At 60.2% G+C, this 21995-nt stretch carries 19 protein-coding genes; 18 read left to right on the top strand and 1 reads right to left on the bottom strand.

Features of this window, described 5'->3' with window-relative positions:
- Positions 1-11: 11 nt before the first annotated feature.
- From B9Z33_RS10850 to B9Z33_RS10820, 7 genes are all read left to right on the top strand, one after another.
- Positions 12-2879, top strand: a complete 2868-nt coding sequence (locus B9Z33_RS10850; RefSeq protein WP_108286976.1) for a 2-oxoglutarate dehydrogenase E1 component — start codon at positions 12-14, stop codon at positions 2877-2879.
- A 44-nt stretch (positions 2880-2923) separates the two neighbouring features.
- Complete coding sequence (odhB, locus tag B9Z33_RS10845; RefSeq protein ID WP_108286975.1) at positions 2924-4159, top strand: 2-oxoglutarate dehydrogenase complex dihydrolipoyllysine-residue succinyltransferase; 1236 nt, start codon at positions 2924-2926, stop codon at positions 4157-4159.
- Positions 4160-4219: 60 nt separating this feature from the next.
- Complete coding sequence (gene lpdA / locus B9Z33_RS10840; RefSeq protein WP_108287111.1) at positions 4220-5647, top strand: dihydrolipoyl dehydrogenase; 1428 nt, start codon at positions 4220-4222, stop codon at positions 5645-5647.
- Between the two features lie 113 nt (positions 5648-5760).
- The gene (gene zapE / locus B9Z33_RS10835) at positions 5761-6858 is read left to right on the top strand and encodes a cell division protein ZapE (RefSeq protein WP_108286974.1); all 1098 of its coding nucleotides are present in this window, start codon (positions 5761-5763) and stop codon (positions 6856-6858) included.
- Positions 6855-7193 carry a hypothetical protein gene (locus B9Z33_RS10830; RefSeq protein WP_108286973.1) on the top strand — a complete coding sequence of 113 codons (339 nt, stop codon included), beginning with the start codon at positions 6855-6857 and terminating at the stop codon, positions 7191-7193. The genes zapE and B9Z33_RS10830 overlap by 4 nt, the downstream gene beginning before the upstream one ends.
- Positions 7193-7408: a DUF465 domain-containing protein gene (locus B9Z33_RS10825; protein ID WP_108287110.1), complete on the top strand. Its 216-nt coding sequence runs from the start codon at positions 7193-7195 to the stop codon at positions 7406-7408. The genes B9Z33_RS10830 and B9Z33_RS10825 overlap by 1 nt, the downstream gene beginning before the upstream one ends.
- Positions 7409-7503: 95 nt before the next feature.
- Positions 7504-9522: an ATP-dependent DNA helicase gene (locus B9Z33_RS10820; protein ID WP_233252808.1), complete on the top strand. Its 2019-nt coding sequence runs from the start codon at positions 7504-7506 to the stop codon at positions 9520-9522.
- Here the strand turns inward: B9Z33_RS10820 and B9Z33_RS10815 are convergent.
- The gene (locus B9Z33_RS10815) at positions 9488-10273 is read right to left on the bottom strand and encodes an outer membrane protein assembly factor BamD (RefSeq protein ID WP_108286971.1); all 786 of its coding nucleotides are present in this window, start codon (positions 10271-10273) and stop codon (positions 9488-9490) included. The two genes, B9Z33_RS10820 and B9Z33_RS10815, sit on opposite strands and share 35 nt — an antisense overlap.
- Before the next feature lie 73 nt (positions 10274-10346).
- Between B9Z33_RS10815 and B9Z33_RS10810 the strand changes: the two genes are divergently transcribed.
- From B9Z33_RS10810 to der, 11 genes are all read left to right on the top strand, one after another.
- On the top strand, positions 10347-11348 hold the full coding sequence (locus B9Z33_RS10810; protein WP_108286970.1) for an RluA family pseudouridine synthase: 1002 nt from the start codon (positions 10347-10349) through the stop codon (positions 11346-11348).
- Between the two features lie 142 nt (positions 11349-11490).
- Positions 11491-12258: an SMC-Scp complex subunit ScpB gene (gene scpB / locus B9Z33_RS10805; protein WP_108286969.1), complete on the top strand. Its 768-nt coding sequence runs from the start codon at positions 11491-11493 to the stop codon at positions 12256-12258.
- Complete coding sequence (locus B9Z33_RS10800; RefSeq protein WP_108286968.1) at positions 12255-13463, top strand: pseudouridine synthase; 1209 nt, start codon at positions 12255-12257, stop codon at positions 13461-13463. Before scpB ends, B9Z33_RS10800 begins: the two co-directional genes overlap by 4 nt.
- Positions 13464-13588: 125 nt before the next feature.
- Positions 13589-14014 (top strand): nucleoside-diphosphate kinase, encoded by a 426-nt coding sequence (gene ndk / locus B9Z33_RS10795; protein ID WP_108286967.1) that lies wholly within the window; start codon positions 13589-13591, stop codon positions 14012-14014.
- Between the two features lie 31 nt (positions 14015-14045).
- Entirely contained in the window at positions 14046-15197 is a 1152-nt protein-coding gene (gene rlmN, locus B9Z33_RS10790; protein WP_108286966.1) for a 23S rRNA (adenine(2503)-C(2))-methyltransferase RlmN, read from the top strand.
- Complete coding sequence (locus B9Z33_RS10785) at positions 15190-16149, top strand: helix-turn-helix domain-containing protein (protein ID WP_158270208.1); 960 nt, start codon at positions 15190-15192, stop codon at positions 16147-16149. The genes rlmN and B9Z33_RS10785 overlap by 8 nt, the downstream gene beginning before the upstream one ends.
- Positions 16146-17417: a flavodoxin-dependent (E)-4-hydroxy-3-methylbut-2-enyl-diphosphate synthase gene (gene ispG, locus B9Z33_RS10780; RefSeq protein ID WP_108286964.1), complete on the top strand. Its 1272-nt coding sequence runs from the start codon at positions 16146-16148 to the stop codon at positions 17415-17417. The genes B9Z33_RS10785 and ispG overlap by 4 nt, the downstream gene beginning before the upstream one ends.
- The gene (gene hisS, locus B9Z33_RS10775) at positions 17414-18754 is read left to right on the top strand and encodes a histidine--tRNA ligase (protein WP_108286963.1); all 1341 of its coding nucleotides are present in this window, start codon (positions 17414-17416) and stop codon (positions 18752-18754) included. The genes ispG and hisS overlap by 4 nt, the downstream gene beginning before the upstream one ends.
- A gap of 25 nt (positions 18755-18779) precedes the next feature.
- Positions 18780-19451: a tetratricopeptide repeat protein gene (locus B9Z33_RS10770; protein WP_108286962.1), complete on the top strand. Its 672-nt coding sequence runs from the start codon at positions 18780-18782 to the stop codon at positions 19449-19451.
- On the top strand, positions 19451-20584 hold the full coding sequence (gene bamB, locus B9Z33_RS10765; protein ID WP_108286961.1) for an outer membrane protein assembly factor BamB: 1134 nt from the start codon (positions 19451-19453) through the stop codon (positions 20582-20584). The genes B9Z33_RS10770 and bamB overlap by 1 nt, the downstream gene beginning before the upstream one ends.
- Positions 20585-20603: 19 nt before the next feature.
- Positions 20604-21944 carry a ribosome biogenesis GTPase Der gene (der, locus tag B9Z33_RS10760; protein WP_108286960.1) on the top strand — a complete coding sequence of 447 codons (1341 nt, stop codon included), beginning with the start codon at positions 20604-20606 and terminating at the stop codon, positions 21942-21944.
- Positions 21945-21995 lie beyond the last annotated feature (51 nt).

Raw genomic sequence — 21995 nt, 5'->3', positions numbered from 1 at the left:
GTCAGCGAATCATGAGCGAGACTAATTCCGTCTACGCTGCCTACTCAGGCAACACCCACCTTTTCGGAGGTAACGGCCCGTACGTCGAAGAGATGTACGAGAACTACCTGGCCAACCCAGGCAGCGTGCCCGACTCCTGGCGCGAATACTTCGACGCCCTCCAGCACGTTCCCGCAGTCGATGGCTCCAACGCCAAAGACGTACCGCACCTGCCCGTCATCAACGCTTTCGCAGAGCGCGCCAAAGCTGGCGGCACCAAGGTCGTTATGGCCAGCGAAAACGTCGAAATGGGCCGCAAGCGCACCGCCGTTCAGCAGCTGATTGCCGCTTACCGCAACGTGGGCCAGCGCTGGGCCGACCTGGACCCGCTCAAGCGCACCGAGCGCCCCAACATTCCCGACCTCGACCCCGCTTTCTACGGCTTCTCTGACGCCGACCAGGAAACCGTGTTCGACACCAGCAACACCTTCTTCGGCAAAAACAACATGTCTTTGCGCGAGTTGCTCAATGCACTGCGCGAAACCTACTGCGGCACCTTGGGCGCCGAGTACATGTACACCACCGAGCAGGCTGAAAAGCGCTGGTGGCAGCAAAAGCTGGAAAGCATCCGCAGCAAGCCGAACTTCGGCGCTGAAAAGAAAAAGCAGATCCTTGACCGCTTGACGGCTGCCGAAGGCCTTGAGCGCTATTTGCACACCAAATACGTCGGCCAAAAGCGCTTCTCGCTGGAAGGTGGCGAGAGCTTCATCGCGGCGATGGACGAGTTGATCCAGTCCGCTGGTGCACAAGGCGTGCAGGAAGTCGTGATCGGCATGGCCCACCGCGGCCGCCTGAACGTGCTGGTCAACACCATGGGCAAGCTGCCTGCGGACCTGTTTGCCGAGTTCGACCACACCGCGCCCGAAGACCTGCCAGCCGGTGACGTGAAATACCACCAGGGTTTCAGCTCGGACGTGAACACTGCCGGTGGCCCCGTTCACCTGTCTCTGGCGTTCAACCCCTCGCACCTGGAAATCGTGAACCCCGTGGTCGAAGGCTCGGTCCGTGCCCGCATGGACCGCCGCGACGACCCGCTGGGCAAACAAGTGCTGCCTGTGTTGGTGCACGGTGACTCCGCTTTCGGCGGTCAGGGCGTGAACCAGGAAACCCTGGCCTTGGCCCAAACCCGTGGATACTCCACAGGCGGCACGGTCCACATCATCATCAACAACCAGATCGGTTTCACCACCTCTGACCCGCGCGACATGCGCTCCAGCGTGTTTTGTACCGACATCGTCAAGATGGTCGAAGCGCCTGTGTTGCACGTCAATGCAGACGATCCTGAGACGGTGGTCCTGGCCACCCAATTGGCGCTCGAATACCGCATGACGTTCCAGAAGGACGTGGTGTTGGACGTGGTCTGCTTCCGCAAGTTGGGCCACAACGAGCAGGACACCCCTGCGCTGACCCAGCCGCTGATGTACAAAAAGATTGCGACCCATCCAGGCACCCGCAAGCTGTTTGCAGACAAGTTGACGGCACAAGGCTTGGGCGACACCTTGGGCGAGGACATGGCCAAGGCCTACCGCGCCGCTCTGGACGCCGGCAAGAACACCACCGAACCCGTGTTGGCCAACATCAAGACCAAGTTCACCGTGGACTGGTCGCCCTACATGGGCAAGAAGTGGACCGACGCCGGTGACACCTCGATTCCATTGGCCGACTGGAAGCGCCTGGCCGAGAAGATCACCACCATCCCTGAGTCGGTCACACCGCACCAGCTGGTCAAGAAGGTCTATGACGACCGCGCAGCCATGGGCCGTGGCGACACGCCAGTGGACTGGGGCATGGGCGAGCACATGGCTTTCGCATCTTTGGTGGCCAGTGGCTACCCCGTGCGTTTGTCGGGCGAAGACTGCGGCCGTGGCACGTTCACACACCGCCACGCCGTGATCCATGACCAAAAGCGCGAGAAGTGGGACACCGGCACCTATGTGGCCTTGCAAAACGTCTCGGACAAGCAGGCCCCGTTCGTCGTCATCGACTCGATCCTGTCCGAAGAAGCCGTGCTCGGCTTTGAATACGGCTACGCCTCGAACGACCCCAACACCCTGGTGATCTGGGAAGCCCAGTTCGGCGACTTCGCCAACGGCGCACAGGTCGTGATCGACCAGTTCATCGCCTCCGGTGAAGTCAAGTGGGGCCGCGTCAATGGCCTGACCTTGATGCTGCCGCACGGCTACGAAGGCCAAGGCCCAGAGCACAGCTCGGCCCGCGTCGAGCGTTTCATGCAGCTGGCTGCCGACACCAACATGCAGATCGTGCAGCCGACCACGGCCAGCCAGATCTTCCATGTGCTGCGTCGCCAGATGGTGCGTGACCTGCGCAAGCCGCTGGTCATCTTTACCCCGAAGTCGCTGCTGCGCAACAAAGACGCCACATCGCCGGTGTCCGAGTTCACCAAGGGCAGCTTCCAGACCGTGATCCCGGAAAACAAGGCCCTCAAGGCCGACAAGGTCAAGCGCGTGATCGCCTGCTCGGGCAAGGTCTATTACGACTTGGTCAAGCACCGCGAGGCCAAGGGCGCTGACGACGTGGCCATTATCCGTGTGGAGCAGCTCTATCCCTTCCCACACAAGGCATTTGCGGCCGAGATCAAGAAGTACCCCAACGCCACAGACATCGTGTGGTGCCAGGACGAGCCGCAGAACCAGGGTGCCTGGTTCTTCATTCAGCACAACATCCACGAGAACATGCTCGAAGGTCAAAAGCTCGGTTATGCCGGTCGCGCAGCTTCCGCGTCACCTGCCGTGGGTTATTCACACCTGCACCAGGACCAGCAAAAAGCACTGATCGAAGCGGCCTTCTCGAAGCTCAAGGGCTTCGTGCTGACCAAGTGATTTTCCAGAACAACCTTGCGTTTAACTTTTAAAGAGAATTCAAAATGGCTATCGTAGAAGTCAAAGTCCCCCAACTGTCCGAGTCCGTGGCCGAAGCCACCATGCTGCAGTGGAAAAAGAAAGTGGGCGAAGCTGTCGCTGCTGACGAAATCCTGATCGAAATCGAAACCGACAAAGTCGTGCTCGAAGTGCCCGCACCTGCGGCAGGCGTGATCACCGAAATCCTGGTCGCCGATGGCGGCACCGTGGCGGCCGAACAGTTGATCGCCCGCATCGACACCGAAGGCAAAGCCGGTGCTGTGGCCGCACCTGCTGCTGCACCCGCAGCCGCTGCTGCCCCTGCCGCAGCCGCTTCGGCGAGCAAAGCGGGCGTGGCCATGCCCGCCGCCGCTAAGTTGATGGCCGACAACAGCCTGGCCGCTGGCTCGGTGTCTGGCACAGGCAAAGATGGCCGCGTCACCAAAGGTGATGTGCTGTCCGCTGTGGCCGGTGGCGTCAAGTCCACGGCTGCTGTCATTCCTACTGGCGTACCAGCCAAGACCTTGCCTCAAGTGTCGGCACCTGCCGTGGCTTTGGGCGACCGCCCAGAGCAGCGCGTGCCCATGACCCGTCTGCGTGCCCGCGTGGCCGAGCGTCTGCTGCAGTCGCAATCGACCAACGCCATCCTGACCACCTTCAACGAAATCAACATGGCCCCGGTCATGGACATGCGCAAGCGCATGCAAGAGCGTTTCGAGAAGGAGCACGGCGTGAAGCTCGGTTTCATGAGCTTCTTCGTCAAGGCCGCTGTGCACGCCCTGAAGAAATTCCCTGTGCTCAACGCTTCGGTCGACGGCAACGACATCGTGTACCACGGCTACTTCGACATCGGCATCGCTGTCGGTTCCCCGCGCGGTTTGGTGGTGCCCATTTTGCGCAACGCTGACCAGATGAGCTTTGCCGACATCGAGAAGAAGATTGCTGAATTCGGCGTCAAGGCCCGTGACGGCAAGCTGGGCATCGAAGAGATGACAGGCGGTACCTTCTCGATCTCCAACGGCGGCACCTTCGGCTCGATGATGTCCACCCCCATCATCAACCCACCACAATCCGCGATCCTGGGCGTGCACGCGACCAAAGACCGCGCCATGGTGGAAAACGGCCAAGTCGTGGTTCGCCCCATGAACTACTTCGCCATGTCGTATGACCACCGCATCATTGACGGCCGTGAAGCTGTTTTGGGCCTGGTGGCCATGAAGGAAGCGCTGGAAGATCCAGCCCGCTTGCTGTTCGACATCTAAATCCCCTTGTTTTGAATGCCCCCTGTCCAGGGGGCGTTTTTCATCCTGAAGACAAACACCATGAGCAAACAATTCGACGTCGTCGTCATCGGCGGTGGCCCCGGTGGCTACATCGCAGCCATTCGCGCTGCACAACTCGGTTTCCAGGTCGCCTGTATCGATGAATGGAAAAACGCAGCCGGTGGCCCAGCGCCCGGCGGCACTTGCACCAATGTGGGTTGCATCCCGTCCAAGGCTTTGCTGCAGTCCAGCGAACACTTTGAGCATGCCAACCACCACTTTGCAGACCACGGCATCACGGCCAAGGACGTGAAGATGGACGTGGCCAAGATGGTTGCCCGCAAGGACAGCGTTGTGAAGCAAAACAACGACGGCATCTTGTACCTGTTGAAGAAAAACAAGGTCACTTTCTTCCATGGCCGTGGCAGCTTTGCCGGCCAAGCTGAAGGCGGCTACACCATCAACGTGGCAGGCAAGACCGAAGAGGCCATCACGGCCAAGCAAGTCATCATCGCCACCGGCTCCAACGCCCGCGCTTTGCCCGGCACAGCATTTGACGAAGTCAACGTGTTGTCCAACGACGGCGCTTTGCGTCTGGGCACCGTGCCGAAAAAGCTGGCCCTGATCGGCTCCGGCGTGATCGGCCTGGAAATGGGCTCGGTCTGGCGTCGTCTGGGCGCTGAAGTCACCATCCTCGAAGGTCTGCCGACTTTCCTGGGCGCGGTGGACGAGCAAATCGCCAAAGAAGCCAAGAAGGCTTTCGACAAGCAAGGCCTGAAGATCGAACTCGGCGTGAAAGTCGGCGAGATCGTCAACGGCAAGAAGGACGTCACCGTCAACTACACCAACGCCAAAGGCGAAGCCATTGTGCTGGACGCTGACAAGCTGATCATTTCAATCGGCCGCGTGCCCAACACCATTGGCCTCAACACCGAAGCTGTGGGCCTGCAACTGGACGAGCGCGGCGCCATCGTCGTGGACGGCGATTGCAAAACCAACCTGCCCGGCGTGTGGGCGGTGGGCGACGTGGTGCGTGGCCCGATGCTCGCGCACAAAGCCGAAGAAGAGGGCGTTGCCGTGGCCGAGCGCATTGCGGGCCAACACGGTCACGTCAACTTCAACACCATTCCCTGGGTCATCTACACCAGCCCCGAAATCGCTTGGGTCGGCCGCACAGAGCAGCAACTCAAAGCCGACGGCGTGGCATACAAAGCCGGCACATTCCCGTTCCTCGCGAACGGCCGTGCACGCGCTTTGGGCGACACCACCGGCATGGTGAAGTTTTTGGCCGATGCCACGACCGACGAAATCCTGGGCGTGCACATGGTGGGCCCACAGGTGTCCGAGTTGATCTCGGAAGCTGTGGTGGCGATGGAATTCAAGGCTTCTGCCGAAGACATCGCACGCATTTGCCATGCGCACCCATCCTTGAGCGAGGCGACGAAAGAAGCCGCTTTGGCCGTGGACAAACGCACGTTGAACTTCTAAGCCCTTGACCCGTCGCTGACTGCGGTTGGCGGTGAGTTGGGTTAAAGTTATTGCATCCCTGAAAACCCGGGCTTTGTCCCGGGTTTTGTTTTGAATCGAAGAGCAAGCCACCCATGTCCGTTCGTGCCGTTTACGAAGAAGAACTCTTAAAGCGTGGTTACCAAAGCGATCCCGCGCAGTTGCGCGCCATTGAGGCGTTGGAGCGCTGCGCCAGCGAGTGGGCTGCGTACAAGTCCAAACGCTCCGGCGTGCTGGGTAAATTCCTGAGCCGTCCCGCCATCCCCAAAGGGGTGTACATGTTTGGCGGTGTGGGGCGCGGCAAAAGCTTCTTGATGGACTGCTTTTTTGCAGCCGTTCCCATCGAGCGCAAGACCCGTTTGCACTTTCACGAGTTCATGCGCGAAGTGCACCGCGAACTCACCGCCATCCAGGGCACGGTGAACCCGCTGGACGAGCTGGGCAAACGCATGGCCAAGCGCTACCGCTTGATCTGCTTTGACGAATTCCATGTGGCCGACATCACCGATGCGATGATCCTGCACCGCCTGCTGGTGGCGCTGTTTGACAACGGCGTGGGCTTCGTTACAACTTCCAACTTCGAGCCCAATGGCCTGTACCCGGACGGCCTGCACCGCGACCGCATCCTGCCCGCCATCGCCTTGCTCAACGAGCGCATGCAGGTGCTCAATGTGGACAACGGCACCGACTACCGCCGCCGCACCCTGGAGATGGTCAAGCTCTACCACTCGCCGCTGGGCGAGCAGGCAGACCGCGAGATGAACGACGCCTTCGACCGCCTGGCCACCGGCCCGGACGAAGACCCGGTGCTGCAAATTGAAGCGCGACAAATCCATGCCAAACGACGTGCGGGCGATGTGGTGTGGTTTGACTTCAAGGCCATTTGCGGCGGTCCGCGTTCGCAAAACGATTACCTTGAAATCGCCACGCAGTACCACACGGTGCTGCTGAGCAATGTGCCGCACATGCCTGTGAGCATGGCGTCCGAGGCGCGTCGTTTCACTTGGCTGATCGATGTGCTGTATGACCGCCGTGTCAAGCTGATCATGTCGGCCGCTGTCGCGCCCGAGGCCTTGTACACCTCCGGCCCCATGTCGCACGAGTTTCCGCGCACGGTCTCGCGCCTGCACGAGATGCAGTCCAGCGAATTTTTGGCGCTGGAGCACCGCACAGTGGACACGCACATCACATGAAACGTTCCCTTTTAGCGGTCTTGGCCGCATTGAGCACCAGCGGGCTGAGCGCGCAGTCTTTGGTGGGCGAGCCGGAATTTATCCGTGTTCAACGCGACGCCATTGCCAGCGAGCGTGACGGGGTCATGGCTGTTTATCAGGAAGAGGCGAAAGCTTGCTGGCAAAAGTTTGCGGTCAACGCCTGCTTACGTGAAGCGCGCCAACACCGACGTGCAGCCCTTGAGCCTTTGCGTCAGCGAGACCTGCTCTTGAACGCACAAGAACGCCAGTGGCGAACCGAGCAGCGCACTTTGCGACTCGAAGGCAAGCAGCCAGAAAACCGCAGCCGACCATGATGGACGACAACGCCGAAGACCTTCGTTCCCCGCAGCGGCAATTGATCGAATGGCAGATGGCGCATGCTGACCTCGACGCCTTGATCGATCAGGCGTCGCTTGCGCCTCAGAACCTAGACGAATTGCTGTTGAGACGCCTTAAAAAGCGCCGCTTGGCTTTGCGCGATCAGATGACCCAGTTGCAGTGGATGCTCGACCCCAAGGAGCCCGCTTGAGCTTGCTTGTGCAGCGCGTTGCCGAGACGCTGTCCAGTCACGGCAGCCTGGCGCAGGCGGTGCCAGGGTTTCAGCCTCGGGCAGGGCAGACCGACATGGCCATGGCGGTTTGCCAGACGCTGGAGCAGGGTGGCCAGTTGGTGGTCGAAGCCGGCACGGGGGTCGGCAAAACCTATGCTTACCTGGTGCCTGTGTTGCTCAGCGGCCAGCGGGCGCTGGTGTCCACCGCCACCAAGGCGCTGCAAGACCAATTGTTTTCCCGTGACATCCCGCGCCTGGTCGAGGTGTTGGGCTTGCCCATTCGGGTGGCCTTGCTCAAAGGGCGATCCAATTACCTGTGTTTGCACCGCATGGAGCAAGCGCGCCACAGTGCCGAAGCCGCTCAGCCCGGTGCGCAGCGTGCGTTGGCCAAAATTGAAACTTGGTCGCAAGCCACCCGCACGGGCGACATGGCCGAGCTCTCGGGTCTGGATGAACGTTCGTCCTTGTGGCCCTTGGTTACATCGACGCGTGACAATTGTCTGGGCTCCAGCTGCCCACGTTACCGGGCTTGCCATGTGAACCTGGCGCGCAAAGAGGCCATGGCTTCCGATGTGGTGGTCATCAATCACCATCTGTTTTTTGCGGACATGGCCGTGCGTGAATCGGGCGTGGCCGAATTGCTCCCCACGGTGCGTGTCACGGTGTTTGACGAAGCGCACCAGCTCAACGAAATCGGTGTGAATTTTTTGGGGCAGCAGCTGTCTACGGTCCAGTTGCTGGAGTTGTCGCGCGATGTGCTGGCCACGGGTTTGCAGTTGGCGCGCGGCCTGGTGGATTGGCATGCCCTGACCGACCGATTGGAAAAATCGTCCCGTGACCTGCGACTGGCCGCGGGTATGCACCGGGGTTCTGTGCGTTTGCGCTGGACCGACGCCGTGCCCGAAGGCGTGGAATCCGCCGAATGGACGCCAGCGCTGCAAAACCTGGTGCAGGCTTTGGAGCAAACGCAAAGCGGTCTGGAGACCGTGGTCGAGTTGGCCCCTGATTTTCAGCGGCTGTTTGAGCGTGCGCGTGAGCTGGGACAAAAGGCCGCCTTGTTCTCGAATGCCCCGGACCCCGAGGGTGTGCGCTGGGCGGAAGTCAGTGCGCAACTGCGTTTGGTGGAGTCGCCCCTGGACATTGCGCAGGCGTTCTCTGCTTTGACCAAATCGGTGCAAGCGCCATTGGCGTTGGACGACGAAGACCCCTCCAACCCGGAATCGATTCAGGCCTTGATGGCCGGAGACCCCTGTCGAGACGGTGCGCCGCAGGCCTTGGGCGCGGCTGGCGGCGTCGGGCAACGCGCCTGGGTGTTCACTTCAGCCACCTTGGGGGATGAGCCCACGTTGCGCTGGTTCACCGAACCTTGTGGCCTGACTTCGGCGCAAGTGATGCAAGTCACCAGTCCGTTTGACTATGCCAGGCAAGCGGCTTTGTATGTGCCCGAGCATTTGCCCAAGCCCGGTGACCCGGGTCATGCGGGCCATGTGGCGCAGTTGGTGGTCGAGGCCGTCGAGTTGCTGGGCGGGCGGACGCTGGTGCTCACGACCACGCTGAATGCGATGCGCAGCATCGGTGAATATTTGCAGACCCGCCTGGACCCCGCAGCGAATGTGGAAGTTCTGGTGCAGGGGCAAAGCCCCAAACGGCGTTTGATGGAGCGCTTCAGGGAAGGTGCAGGAGACGGCCGTGCTGGGTGTGTGCTGGTCGCTTCGGCTTCGTTTTGGGAGGGCTTTGATGTCCCCGGCAACGCGCTGCAGTTGGTGGTCATTGACAAGTTGCCGTTTCCACCGCCTGGCGATCCGCTTTTTGAAGCGAGAAGTCAGCGCATCACGCGGGAGGGGCGCAGCGCGTTTGCCGACCACGCTTTGCCAGAAGCCGCCGTGGCGCTCAAGCAAGGGGCGGGGCGATTGATTCGCAGTGAAACCGACAGTGGCGTGTTGGTGGTGTGTGACACGCGCTTGGCCACCATGTCTTACGGTCGCCGGTTGATTCGGGGGTTGCCGGAGATGCGCCGCCTGAACGGGCATCCCGAGTTTTTATCGACTTTGCGTCAACTCACCACAGACGCCACCAGCTCGACGACTTCTTGACCCCTTCGGCCTTGAGGTAATCCGACTGGGGGAAGTTTTTCTCCAGCACACGCTTGGCGTCATCGCGCAAGGCGCTCATGCCCATGGCGTCATAAGAGCTCACCAAAATGCCCAGCGCCTCTTCGACGGCTGGCACACCCGGGTATTCAGCGATGGCTTGCTGTGCCCGGTTCACGGCAGCAACATGGGCACCACGGCTGGCGTAGTAGCGTGCCACATGGACTTCGTAAGCGGCCAAGGCGTTGACGATGTGCAGCATGCGTTGGCGTGCTTCGGGGGCGTATTTGGAGGTGGGAAAGCGCGTGGTCAACTCTTTGAAGGATTCGTAAGAGTCTTTGGCGGCTTTTTGGTCACGTTCAGACAAGTCTTGCTTGGTCAGGAACGAGAACATGCCCAAGTTGTCGTTGAAGTTGACCAGACCTTTGAGGTAGATCGCGTAGTCCAAAGCAGGACTGGCGGGGTGCAGGCGGATAAAGCGGTCCAGGGTGGCAATGGCCTGGATTTTGTCGCCGGTTTTGTATTGGGCGTAAGCCTTGTCGATCTGGGCTTGTTGCGCCAGAACGGTGCCTGCAGCGCGGCCTTCCAGCTTTTCATAGAAACCGATGGCTTTGTCCCAGGCCCCGGCATTGGCTTCATCTCTGGCCTCTGCGTAGATTTTTTCGGGTGTCCAGCCAGCGGTCACATCTTTGGGGGTGTTGGCGCAGCCCGACAGAAACAGGCCGACGGCCAAAACCAGGCCACCTGGAACCATCGATAATCTGAAGCTTCGCATCTGTGACACCCTTGTACTGTTGAACCCCTTGATTATATCGACCGACCCCGAAATGGAAGAAGCCACCGCCTTGATGGAGGATGGCGAACGTGCGCTGGAAGCGTCGGACGAAGAGGTGCGCACAACGCAGGTGCCGATGGCGCTGCATGGGCAGCGTCTGGACCGCGCTTTGGCGCAAATGGTGCCGGAGTTCTCGCGCAGCTATTTGCAGCAGCTGATCGAGCAGGGCGATGCCCTGATCGATGGGCGTGTCGTGACCAAGGTGTCAACCAAAGTCCGCTTGGGGCACCGGGTCGAGGTCACGCTGCGCGCTACGCCGCAGTCACAGGCTTTTGTGCCTGAAGAGATGCCGATCGATGTGGTTTACGAAGACGCGCATTTGCGCGTGATCAACAAGCCAGCGGGTTTGGTCGTGCATCCGGCCCCGGGCAACTGGCGCGGCACCTTGCTGAATGGGCTGTTGGCCCTTGACCCGCTGGCATCCGATGTGCCCCGGGCAGGCATTGTCCACCGCCTGGACAAAGACACCAGTGGTTTGATGGTGGTTGCACGAACCCGCCAGGCCATGGACGCTTTGGTTCAGCAAATTGCGGCGCGTGATGTGCATCGCCAGTACCTGGCCATCGCCCACAAGCCCTGGACTGCGCCGTCGCCAACCAAGGTAGAGGCCGCCATTGGCCGTGACCCGGCCAACCGTTTGCGCATGGCGGTGGTGGATTTGACTTACCAGTCGGGCAAAACAGCCGCCACCACGATCGAGGTGCTGGACCAAAACCACCTGGGTTGCCTGGTGCAGTGCACGCTGCACACCGGCCGCACCCACCAGATTCGGGTTCACATGGCCCACATCGGGCATCCCTTGCTGGCGGATGCTGTTTACGGAGGGGCCAAGGCAGCAGGCATTGAACGCCAGGCCTTGCATGCCTGGCACTTGGCTTTTGTCCACCCCATCACCGGGCAGTCGATTGATCTCAGGTCTGCCTTGCCCGCAGACATGGCCGATGCCTTGGCGGTTTGGGGCCTCGGCTACAATCTGCCCACTCAGGGAGCTTGAGCCAGATTCGCTGGTTTGAGCGCATCCAGGGTTTGGCCTTTCAGCCAAACCCCTTCCAGAACGGGGTTGTTTCTTGATGGAAACGGCTATGACCTCTGCACCTTCGACGCCGTGAGGCGTTTTTTTCCCGAAAGATCGACACATGAATACGGCGCAAGCCAAGCGTGTCTTGGAAACGGCCTTGCTCACAGCGGGTCAGCCATTGTCATTGCGCGACATGCGCGTTTTATTTGACGATGCGCTAGGGGCCGACACCCTGCGGCAAATGCTGCAAGACCTGCAACAAGAATGGGCCCAGAAAGGCCTGGAACTGACCAGTGTGGCCAGCGGTTGGCGTTTTCAAAGCCGCCCCGAATTGCGCCAGTACCTGGACCGGCTGCATCCCGAAAAACCACCCAAATACACCCGTGCGGTGCTGGAAACCCTGGCCATCATTGCTTATCGGCAACCGGTGACCCGTGGTGACATGGAAGACATTCGGGGTGTGACCATCAACTCGCAAATTCTCAAGCAATTGGAAGACCGAGGATGGGTCGAAGTCATTGGCCACCGTGAAACCGTAGGCCGACCAGGCCTGTATGCCACCACGCGCCAGTTTCTGGACGATTTGGGCTTGTCTGCACTCGACCAATTGCCCATGCTCTCGCAGGTCGACGGCCAAACGACCGCCTTGTCGGGTTTGGTGGACGAGTTGCCCGTGCAGCCGTCCTTGTCTCTGGAAGAGGCCATCAATGCCTTGCCTTTTGAGATGCCCATCGTGCCCGATGAGGCGGCTGAATCTGCCGCACCTTTTGAACCCCAAGACGCCTCTGGCGTGCCACCCGATCACAGCGATGATCCTAGCCTGTCTGCGAACACAGATAACCCCACTGACCGTCCGCTGCATGGCGAAGAGTCCTCCAATACATGAACCAAGATCCTCAAGACGACAGCCGCTCGTCCAAACCAGACACCGCTGGCCGTTCAACCAAGGCCGATGCGCCTGCCGAGTCGGTGTACAAGCCGATTGAGTTGGCCGATGTGGTGTCGGGGCAATTCGATGACGAAGAGGCCACCGAAGACGTTGCCATCGATTTGGGCAAGCGCGTTTTGGCACCCCAGACCGATTCGCCCAAGCTGCACAAAGTGCTGGCGCAAGCGGGCATGGGCTCGCGCCTGGAGATGGAAAAGCTGATTGCCGAAGGCCGCATTTCGGTCAACAACGAGCCCGCCCACGTGGGCCAGCGCGTGCAATACGGTGACCAGATCAAGGTCAACGGCAAGCCAATCCACATCCGCATTGACCCGCCACCACCGCGTGTCATCGCCTACCACAAGCCTGCGGGTGAGATCGTCAGCCACGACGATCCGCAAAACCGCCCCTCGGTGTTTCGCAAATTGCCACGCCTGCAAAACGGCAAATGGCAGTCGGTAGGCCGCCTGGACTTGAACACAGAGGGTTTGTTGTTGTTTACCAGCTCGGGTGAGCTGGCCAACCAGCTGATGCACCCTCGTTTTGGCTTGGAGCGCGAATACGCTGTTCGCGTGCTGGGCGCTTTGAGCAAGGAAGAAAAGCAGCGCCTGCTGGACGGCGTGATGCTGGACGACGGTGCAGCCCAGTTTGGCTCCATCGAGGACGGAGGCGGCGAAGGCTCCAATTGCTGGTACCGCGTCACGATTTCGGAAGGCCGCAACCGCGAGGTGCGCCGCATGATGGAGGCCGTGGGCCACGCGGTCAGTCGCCTGATCCGTATCCGTTACGGGGCCATGGTGTTGCCGCATGGTTTGCGTCGCGGCGCTTGGCTTGAGCTGGACGAAGCCGATATCCGCTCGCTCATGCGTGCTGCGGGCACCGTTGACCGGACGCGGCCAACCGCGCCTCGCCCGGTTTCACGCACCGACCGCAACGACCGCCGCCCCCGTACGGGTGGACAGGGCAGGGCAGGAACCGCCGTGCCGCGCGCCAAACCCGCAGCCAAGCCCAACCAGGCCCCCGGCGGTTCTGGCTTGCATGCCAAAGCGGATGCCCCGAAAAGCGAGGCCAAGTACATTGGCGCCGAGAGCTTCAACCGCTTGAAAAAGGCCCCGGGTGGTCCAGGCCGGGGTGGGCGTGGCGGCGGTGGTCGCAGCCGTTAATTTCAGTTTCTCCCGTGGGGCCATGTGGCTTCGCGGTGTCATTTGGCAGGTCTGCTCAGGTTAGAATAGTAGGCTTTGCCGCATGGCAAAAATGCTTTAAAAACTCTCTCGTTACAGGAAATACCATGGCCATCGAACGCACCCTCTCCATCATCAAGCCTGACGCCGTCGCCAAGAACGTCATCGGTCAGATCTATGCCCGTTTCGAAGCTGCAGGCCTGAAAGTGGTCGCCGCCAAGATGGCTCACTTGTCACGCGGCGAAGCCGAGCAGTTCTACGCTGTGCACAAAGCACGTCCTTTCTTCAAGGACCTGGTTGACTTCATGATCTCCGGTCCCGTGATGATCCAGGCTCTGGAAGGCGAGAACGCCATCGCCAAGAACCGTGACCTGATGGGCGCTACCGACCCCAAGAAAGCTGACGCTGGCACCATCCGTGCTGACTTCGCTGACAGCATCGATGCCAACGCTGTGCACGGTTCTGACGCCCCTGAAACTGCTGCCGCTGAAGTCGCATTCTTCTTCGCTGGCATGAACGTTTACCCACGCTGATAGCGTCGCGGCTCCAGCGCGACCAGACCCCATGACGGCCAACCTTCTCGAATTCGACCTGGAAGGTCTGGCCGTTTTTTGTGAGGGGCTGGGCGAAAAGCGCTTTCGGGCCACCCAGTTGTTCCGCTGGATTCACCAGCGGGGCGCTTCTGATTTCGATCAGATGAGTGATTTGGCCAAGTCTTTGCGTCAAAAACTCACATCTCACGCGCACGTTTCGGCGCTGCCCGTGATCAGTCAACACATGTCGACCGATGGCACCATCAAGTGGCTGTTCGATGTCGGCGATGGCAATGCCATCGAATCGGTGTTCATTCCCGAAGACGATCGGGGCACCTTGTGCATTTCTTCCCAGGCCGGTTGCGCCGTGGGCTGCCGTTTTTGCTCCACAGGCCACCAAGGCTTCAGCCGCAACCTGACCACAGGCGAAATCCTCGCCCAACTGTGGTTTGCCGAACACTTTTTGCGCAAGCACCTCAAGACCGAAGAGCGCGTCATCTCCAATGTGGTGATGATGGGCATGGGCGAGCCCTTGCAAAACTACTCGGCTTTGGTACCTGCTTTGCGCGCCATGCTCGACGACCATGGCTACGGCCTGTCTCGTCGCCGGGTGACCGTGTCCACATCGGGTGTGGTGCCGATGATCGAACGTTTGTCGGCCGATTGCCCTGTGGCGCTGGCGGTGTCGCTGCATGCGCCCAACGACGCGCTGCGTGACAACCTGGTGCCGCTGAACCGCAAATACCCACTGGATGAACTGATGCAGGCTTGCATTGGCTATTTGGCCCATGCGCCGCGTGATTTCATCACCTTTGAATATTGCATGCTCGATGGTGTGAATGACCAGGCAGAGCACGCGCATCAACTGATCGATCTGGTGCAAAAACACGCCAAACAGGGCCTGCGCTGCAAGTTCAATTTGATTCCTTTCAATCCTTTCCCTGCTTCGGGCCTGTTGCGTTCGTCGCAAGCCCGTGTGCAAGCCTTTGCCAAACAACTGCAGGACGCGGGTTTGGTGACCACGGTGCGCAAAACCCGGGGCGATGACATTGACGCCGCTTGCGGGCAATTGGCGGGCGATGTCAAAGACCGCACACAAGTGCAAAGTCGCATGGCACAACAACGCACCATCCAGTTGGTGCCTGTTTCTTCTGTTCAACCCCAGGAGCCTGGTGATGTCTGAAAACCCAACGCAGGATGAAGTTTTGGTCACGCCCGACAGCACCCCGGATGCTGCAAAAACGGCTGGGCAATGGCTCAAAGCTGCGCGCCTTCGAGCCGGCGTGCATTTGGCCGTTTTGTCCGTGAACCTGAAGATCCCGGTTCGTCAACTGGAGGCTTTGGAGGCGGATCAATACCAGCTTGACCAGAGTCCGGTGTTTGTCCGCGGCTTGGCTTCCAGTGTTTGTCGGCAACTGCGCATCGACCCTGCACCTGTTTTGGCTTTGTTGCCCCATGGTGGCACCTATCTGGAGCCGCATGGCGCTGTGCGTCAAGCTTATGTGCGCCCCACTGATTTTGGTCGTATGCGTGGCCCATCGCCGCGTATTCCAGCGCGTGCCGGTTGGGCAGCTGCCAGCATGTTGGTCATGATTGCGGCCTTGATCTGGTTGCCAAGTCCTGCGCAGTGGGCCTGGCTGGATCAGGTATCTGCTCAATTCACCGCATCGGCCCCCGAGGTGCGAACGGTCACCTCCGAGCCCGACGCTCAAGCCTCGACTTCTGCGGCAGATGCCGCGCCCTTGGGGGCTGTTTCTGTGGTGCCCACCGTGGTGACAGCACCTGCATCGTCGCCATCGGTGACGACGGTTCTCGAAACGTCTGTGGCCATTCAAAACCTGCCAGCGGCAGCCAACGCCGCGCCGAAGTCGCCACCGCCCGCTGCCAGTGGGCCCGTGCCGCAATTGCAATTCACCGCCACAGAAAGCAGCTGGATCGAAGTCCGCGATGCCAAAAACCAAGTGGTCTGGAATGGCGTTTTGAAAGCGGGTGAAACGAATCGCTTGCCCACACCGCAAGCCGTGAATGTGGTGATTGGCCGAGCAGAGGCCATTCAGGTTACTTTCAAAGGCCAGGCCTTCGATCTCAAGCCCCATACCAAGGTCAACGTGGCACGTTTCGAGGTGCAGCCATGAACTCGCCCAAGGCCATTGCCATCGCTGTGCCCGCACAGCGCACGAGCCGCCAGTCCAAAGTGGTCTGGGGTTCGCGTGTGGTGACTGTGGGCGGCGGCGCACCCGTGCGCGTGCAGTCCATGACCAACACCGACACGGTGGATGTGATCGGCACCGCTATCCAGGTCAAGGAGCTGGCGATTGCCGGCTCCGAGATGGTGCGCATCACCGTGAACACCCCCGAAGCCGCCGAGGCCGTGCCGCACATCCGCGATCAGCTCGACAAAATGGGCATCGATGTGCCGCTGATCGGTGACTTCCATTACAACGGACACCGCCTGCTGACCGATTACCCGGCTTGCGCCGAGGCGCTGTCCAAATACCGCATCAACCCCGGCAACGTGGGCAAAGGCGACAAGCGCGATGTGCAGTTCGGTCAGATGATCGAAGCGGCCATGCGTTTTGACAAAGCCATCCGCATCGGCGTGAACTGGGGCAGCCTCGACCAGGAATTGCTGGCCGAGCTGATGGATGCCAACAGCCAGCGCGCCCAGCCCTGGGAAGCACGCCAGGTCATGTACGAGGCGCTGATCACCTCGGCCATCTCGTCTGCGCAGCGTGCTGAGGCTATGGGCATGAACGGGGCGCAAATTGCCTTGTCCTGCAAAGTCTCGGGTGTGCAGGATCTGATTTCGGTTTACCGCGAGTTGGGCCGCCACTGCGATTACCCACTGCACCTGGGGCTGACCGAAGCGGGCATGGGCACCAAGGGCACGGTGGCCTCGGCTGCGGCATTGTCGGTGCTGTTGCAAGAGGGCATTGGCGACACGATTCGTGTCTCGCTCACGCCCCAGCCGGGCGAAGCCCGCACGCAAGAGGTGGTGATCGCGTCTGAGATTTTGCAGTCGCTGGGTTTGCGCATTTTTGTGCCCAGCGTGACGGCCTGCCCCGGCTGCGGCCGCACCACCAGCAGCACTTTCCAGGAGCTGGCCAAGCAAATCGACGACTTTTTGCGCGCCCAGATGCCCGTCTGGCGTGTGCGCTACCCCGGGGTGGAAAACCTCAAGGTGGCGGTCATGGGCTGCATCGTGAATGGCCCTGGTGAAAGCAAGCACGCCGACATCGGCATCAGCTTGCCCGGCACGGGTGAAGCGCCTGCTGCCCCCGTGTTCATCGATGGCGAAAAGCGCCTGACGTTGCGCGGCGAGGGCATTGCGCAAGAGTTTCAGGTGCTGGTTGAAAACTACATTGAGAACCGTTTTGGTTCAGGATCTGCTGAGAAAAAATGAGCGAGCCTCAAAAAGAACAAGCGCCCAAGGCGGCCAAAGCCCAGAAGCTGGTGGGCGTCAAGGGCATGAACGACATCCTGCCGCCCGACTCGGCGCGCTGGGAATGGCTGGAAGCGCAAGTACGCGGCCTGATGGCCCGCTATGCCTATCGCAATGTGCGCCTGCCCATCGTCGAGCCCACGGCACTGTTTGTGCGCGGTCTGGGCGAGGTGACCGACATCGTCGAAAAGGAGATGTACTCCTTTGAAGACCGCCTGAACGGCGAGCAATTGACCCTGCGCCCTGAAGGCACGGCCGGTTTGGTGCGCGCCGTGGTCGAGCACAACTTGCTCTACGAAGGCGGCAAACGCCTGTATTACATGGGCCCCATGTTCCGCCATGAGCGCCCCCAACGCGGCCGCTACCGCCAGTTTCACCAGATCGGTGCCGAAGTGCTGGGTTTTGGCGGTGCTGAGGTCGACGCCGAACTCATCTTGCTGGCCAACGACCTCTGGAAAGTGCTGGGCCTGAAAGATGTTCGCCTGGAACTCAACAGCCTCGGTCAGCCTGCAGAGCGCCAAGCCCACCGCGCCGCACTGATTGCTCACCTCGAAAAACACAGCGATGTGCTCGACGAAGAGGCCAAGCGCCGCCTGCACAGCAACCCGCTGCGCATTCTGGACACCAAGAACCCGGCCATGCAAAGCGTGGTCGAGTCGGCACCGCGTCTGCTCGACTTTTTGGGTGAAGCCTCTTTGGCCCACTTCAACGCGGTCAAAGCCATTCTGGATGCCAATGGCGTGGCCTACAGCATCAACCCGCGCCTGGTGCGCGGCATGGACTACTACAACCTCACGGTGTTCGAGTTCATCACCACCAGTTTGGGCTCGCAAGGCACGATCTGTGGCGGTGGTCGCTACGATTACCTGATAGAGCAAGTTGGTGGCAAGCCGTCGCCTGCGGTGGGCTGGGCGCTGGGGGTCGAGCGCGTGCTCGAACTCATCAAAGAGCAAGGCGAGGCTTTGCCCGATCTGGCCCCCGATGTCTACGCCATCATCCCGGAGACCGCCGCCTTGCCGGTGGCGATGCAGGTGCTGCAAGCTTTGCGCGCGCAGGGCGTGTCGGCCCAGATGCACGCGGGTGCAAGCGGGGCGGGGGGCGACGGCATGGGCAGCATGAAGTCCCAGTTCAAAAAAGCCGATGGCTCGGGTGCCCGTTATGCGCTGGTTTTTGGCGCAGAAGAACTGGCCCAGGGCCTGGTCGCAGTCAAATCGCTGCGCGATGGCGCAGGTGCCCAGCGCACCGAGCCTTTGGCGCAGGTGGCCGAATGGGCCCACAGCCTACAATCCAACACTTGACGCGTTCATTGCATTTAAAAACACCATGGCCACCCCACTCGACCTCGAAGAACAAGAACAACTCGACCAGATCAAGCATTTCTGGAAGACCTATGGCAACCTGATCTCCTGGTTGTTGATCGCGATTTTGGGCAGCTATGCAGCCTGGAACGGTTACCAATATTGGGAACGGACGCAGGCCACCAAGGCTGCGGCACTTTACGACGAAGTCGAGCGCGCCGCTGCGTCGGGTGATGTCGCTCGCGTGAAGCGCAGTCTGGCCGACATGAAAGACAAGTTTGGCGCAACGCAGTTTGCCCAGCAATCGGCTTTGTTGGCCGCCAAAACACTGCAAGCCCAAGGCAAATCCGATGCGGCCCGTGAGGCATTGAGCTGGGTTGCCAACGGGGCCTCTGACAAGGCTTACCGTGACATCGCCCGTTTGCGTTTGGCCGCTTTGCAGCTGGATGCCAAGGCTTACGACGATGCCTTGAAACAATTGACCCAAGAGTTCACACCGGCCATGGTCGGCTTGGCTGCGGATTTGCGTGGGGATGTTTTGCAAGCCAGGGGGCAAACAGCTGAAGCCATTGCGGCTTACCAGCAAGCTTGGCAAAAACTGGTGGAAACCCCTGACTATCGTCGTTTGGTGCAAGCCAAACTCAATGCCTTGGGCGTCGAGCCTGACACGGCTGTTGTTTCGGAGACCCAAAAGTGATGACTGTTTTTTCGAACACCTGGATTCGCGTGTCTTTGCTGGGCGCTTTGGCGATTGCCATTTCTGCCTGTTCCAGCGCACCTGAAAAACCACAGCCAGCGGCATTGCCCGCTGTGTCGGGGCAGTTGGCGGTCCAAAAAATCTGGTCCAACAGCATTGGCGCTGTCACGACCCCTTTGTTTGCTTCGGTTCATGGCGATCAAGTCGCTGTGGCCTCCACACAAGGCCAAGTGGCCTTGATCAATGCGGGCACAGGTCAGGATGTTTGGCGTCTCAACCTCAATACGCCCATTCAGGCGGGTGTGAGCGGTGACGGTCAGCGTTTTGCCGTGATCACGCAAACCAATGAAGTGGTGGCCATCGAAGCGGGCAAAGTGGTTTGGCGCTACCGCTTGCCCGCCTTGTCTTACACCGCGCCTTTGGTGGCCGGTGCCCGCGTTTTTGTGTTGACCGCTGACCGTGCTGTCACAGCGCTCGATGGTGCTTCCGGACAAAAGCTCTGGACCCAGCAGCGCACGGGCGATCCGCTGGTGTTGCAGCAGGCTGGTTTGCTGATCCCGTTTGGCGACACCTTGCTGGCGGGCTGGGGTGGGCGTCTGGCTTCCCTCAACCCGAGCACAGGCGCTGTGCGCTGGGAAACCCTGATCGGTTCGTCGCGGGGCACCAACGAAGTTGAGCGTATGGTGGACTTGGTCGCAGGGGCCAGCCGTCAGGGCAATGCGGTGTGCGTGCGCGCATTCCAGTCGGCTGTGTCGTGCGTGGATGCCAACCGTGGCACCACTTTGTGGACACGCCCAGCGCAAGGCCACGAAGGTTTGGATGGTGACGAAAATCTGGTTTTTGGCGCTGAGTCCGACAGCAAGGTCGTGGCTTGGCAGCGGCAGGGCGGTCAGCCCGCCTGGACGCAAGACGCTTTGCGCTTTCGGGGCCTGAGTGCGCCCTTGGTGCTGGGGCGCTCGGTGGTGCTGGGAGATGACAAGGGCTTGGTTCACTTTTTGGCGCGTCAGGATGGCCAAGCGTTGCAACGCTTGAGCACAGATGGCAGCGCCGTGGTGGGCAAACCCGTGGCCGCTGGCCAAACTTTGGTGGTGGTGACACGCACCGGGGGCGTCTTCGGATTTCGCCCTGAATGATGGATCGGAAAATTTTTAAGTGAAACCTGTACTGGCCCTCGTTGGCCGCCCCAATGTGGGCAAATCCACGCTGTTCAACCGACTCACCAAGAGCCGGGATGCCATCGTGGCCGACTTTGCGGGTCTGACCCGTGACCGCCATTACGGCAATGGCAAACAAGGTCGTCAAGAATTCATTGTGATCGACACGGGTGGTTTTGAGCCCGACGCCAGCAGCGGCATTTACAAAGAGATGGCCAAGCAAACGCAGCAAGCTGTGGCTGAGGCCGATGTGGTCATTTTTGTGGTCGATGCCCGCGGCGGTTTGTCCGCACAAGACCACGACATCGCCAAATACCTGCGAAAGATCGGCAAACCTTGCCTCTTGGTCGCCAACAAGGCTGAGGGCATGCTGGAAGGCATCCAGCTGACCGAGTTCTATGAACTGGGTCTGGGTGAGGTGATCGCCATCTCGGCTGCGCACGGCCAGGGCACACGTGGTCTGGTCGAGTTGGCCTTTGAGTTGCTCAATTTGCCCGATGAGCCCGAAGAAACCGAAGAAGATCCCTCGGTCATCAAGCTGGCCGTGGCAGGACGTCCCAACGTGGGCAAGTCGACCCTGATCAACACTTGGCTCGGTGAAGAGCGTCTGGTGGCTTTTGACATGCCGGGCACCACGCGCGACGCGATTTCGGTGCCGTTCGAGCGCCAAGGCCAAAAATTCGAGCTGATCGACACCGCCGGTTTGCGCCGCAAAGGCAAGGTGTTTGAAGCCATCGAAAAGTTTTCGGTCGTCAAAACCCTGCAAGCCATCGAGTCAGCCAACGTGGTTTTGCTCTTGCTCGACGCCGAGCAGGGCGTGACCGACCAAGATGCGCACATTGCAGGCTACGCCCTTGAAAGTGGCCGCGCCATGGTGCTGGCTGTCAACAAGTGGGATGCGATCGATGAATACCAGCGCCAGTTGGTGCAGCGCTCGATTGAAAACCGCCTGCCGTTTTTGAGCTTTGCCAACATGCACTTCATCTCGGCCAAAAAACGCCAGGGATTGGGCCCGGTCTGGGCGTCGATCATCCAGGCGCACAAATCGGCCATGTGCAAGATGAGCACGCCGATTTTGACCCGCCTGCTGCTGGAGGCCGTGCAGTTTCAAAGTCCGCAGCGCGGCGGCATGTTCCGCCCCAAGTTGCGCTACGCCCACCAGGGTGGCATGAACCCGCCGGTGATCGTGATCCATGGCAACTCGCTCGAACATGTGACCGACACGTACAAGCGTTTTCTGGAAGGACGCTTCCGCAAAGCCTTCAATTTGTCGGGCACGCCTTTGCGCATCGAGATGAAGACATCTACCAACCCGTTTGCCGACAAGGAATCCAGTTGAGATTTGAGGAAATAGCGTTTTTCTCTCAATCAGCTGTTGGCCCTGTGGTAA

Source organism: Limnohabitans sp. T6-20, from assembly GCF_003063505.1.
Lineage (GTDB): Bacteria > Pseudomonadota > Gammaproteobacteria > Burkholderiales > Burkholderiaceae_C > Limnohabitans_A.
Note: the sequence above shows the minus strand (reverse complement) of the source record. Positions and strands in the feature narration are given on the sequence as shown.

Coding starts and splice junctions, on each gene's coding strand:
- B9Z33_RS10850 (WP_108286976.1), top strand. CDS start 12: ATGAGCGAGACTAATTCCGTCTACGCTGCCTACTCAGGCAACACCCAC.
- odhB (WP_108286975.1), top strand. CDS start 2,924: ATGGCTATCGTAGAAGTCAAAGTCCCCCAACTGTCCGAGTCCGTGGCC.
- lpdA (WP_108287111.1), top strand. CDS start 4,220: ATGAGCAAACAATTCGACGTCGTCGTCATCGGCGGTGGCCCCGGTGGC.
- zapE (WP_108286974.1), top strand. CDS start 5,761: ATGTCCGTTCGTGCCGTTTACGAAGAAGAACTCTTAAAGCGTGGTTAC.
- B9Z33_RS10830 (WP_108286973.1), top strand. CDS start 6,855: ATGAAACGTTCCCTTTTAGCGGTCTTGGCCGCATTGAGCACCAGCGGG.
- B9Z33_RS10825 (WP_108287110.1), top strand. CDS start 7,193: ATGGACGACAACGCCGAAGACCTTCGTTCCCCGCAGCGGCAATTGATC.
- B9Z33_RS10820 (WP_233252808.1), top strand. CDS start 7,504: ATGGCCATGGCGGTTTGCCAGACGCTGGAGCAGGGTGGCCAGTTGGTG.
- B9Z33_RS10815 (WP_108286971.1), bottom strand. CDS start 10,273: ATGGTTCCAGGTGGCCTGGTTTTGGCCGTCGGCCTGTTTCTGTCGGGC.
- B9Z33_RS10810 (WP_108286970.1), top strand. CDS start 10,347: ATGGAAGAAGCCACCGCCTTGATGGAGGATGGCGAACGTGCGCTGGAA.
- scpB (WP_108286969.1), top strand. CDS start 11,491: ATGAATACGGCGCAAGCCAAGCGTGTCTTGGAAACGGCCTTGCTCACA.
- B9Z33_RS10800 (WP_108286968.1), top strand. CDS start 12,255: ATGAACCAAGATCCTCAAGACGACAGCCGCTCGTCCAAACCAGACACC.
- ndk (WP_108286967.1), top strand. CDS start 13,589: ATGGCCATCGAACGCACCCTCTCCATCATCAAGCCTGACGCCGTCGCC.
- rlmN (WP_108286966.1), top strand. CDS start 14,046: ATGACGGCCAACCTTCTCGAATTCGACCTGGAAGGTCTGGCCGTTTTT.
- B9Z33_RS10785 (WP_158270208.1), top strand. CDS start 15,190: ATGTCTGAAAACCCAACGCAGGATGAAGTTTTGGTCACGCCCGACAGC.
- ispG (WP_108286964.1), top strand. CDS start 16,146: ATGAACTCGCCCAAGGCCATTGCCATCGCTGTGCCCGCACAGCGCACG.
- hisS (WP_108286963.1), top strand. CDS start 17,414: ATGAGCGAGCCTCAAAAAGAACAAGCGCCCAAGGCGGCCAAAGCCCAG.
- B9Z33_RS10770 (WP_108286962.1), top strand. CDS start 18,780: ATGGCCACCCCACTCGACCTCGAAGAACAAGAACAACTCGACCAGATC.
- bamB (WP_108286961.1), top strand. CDS start 19,451: ATGACTGTTTTTTCGAACACCTGGATTCGCGTGTCTTTGCTGGGCGCT.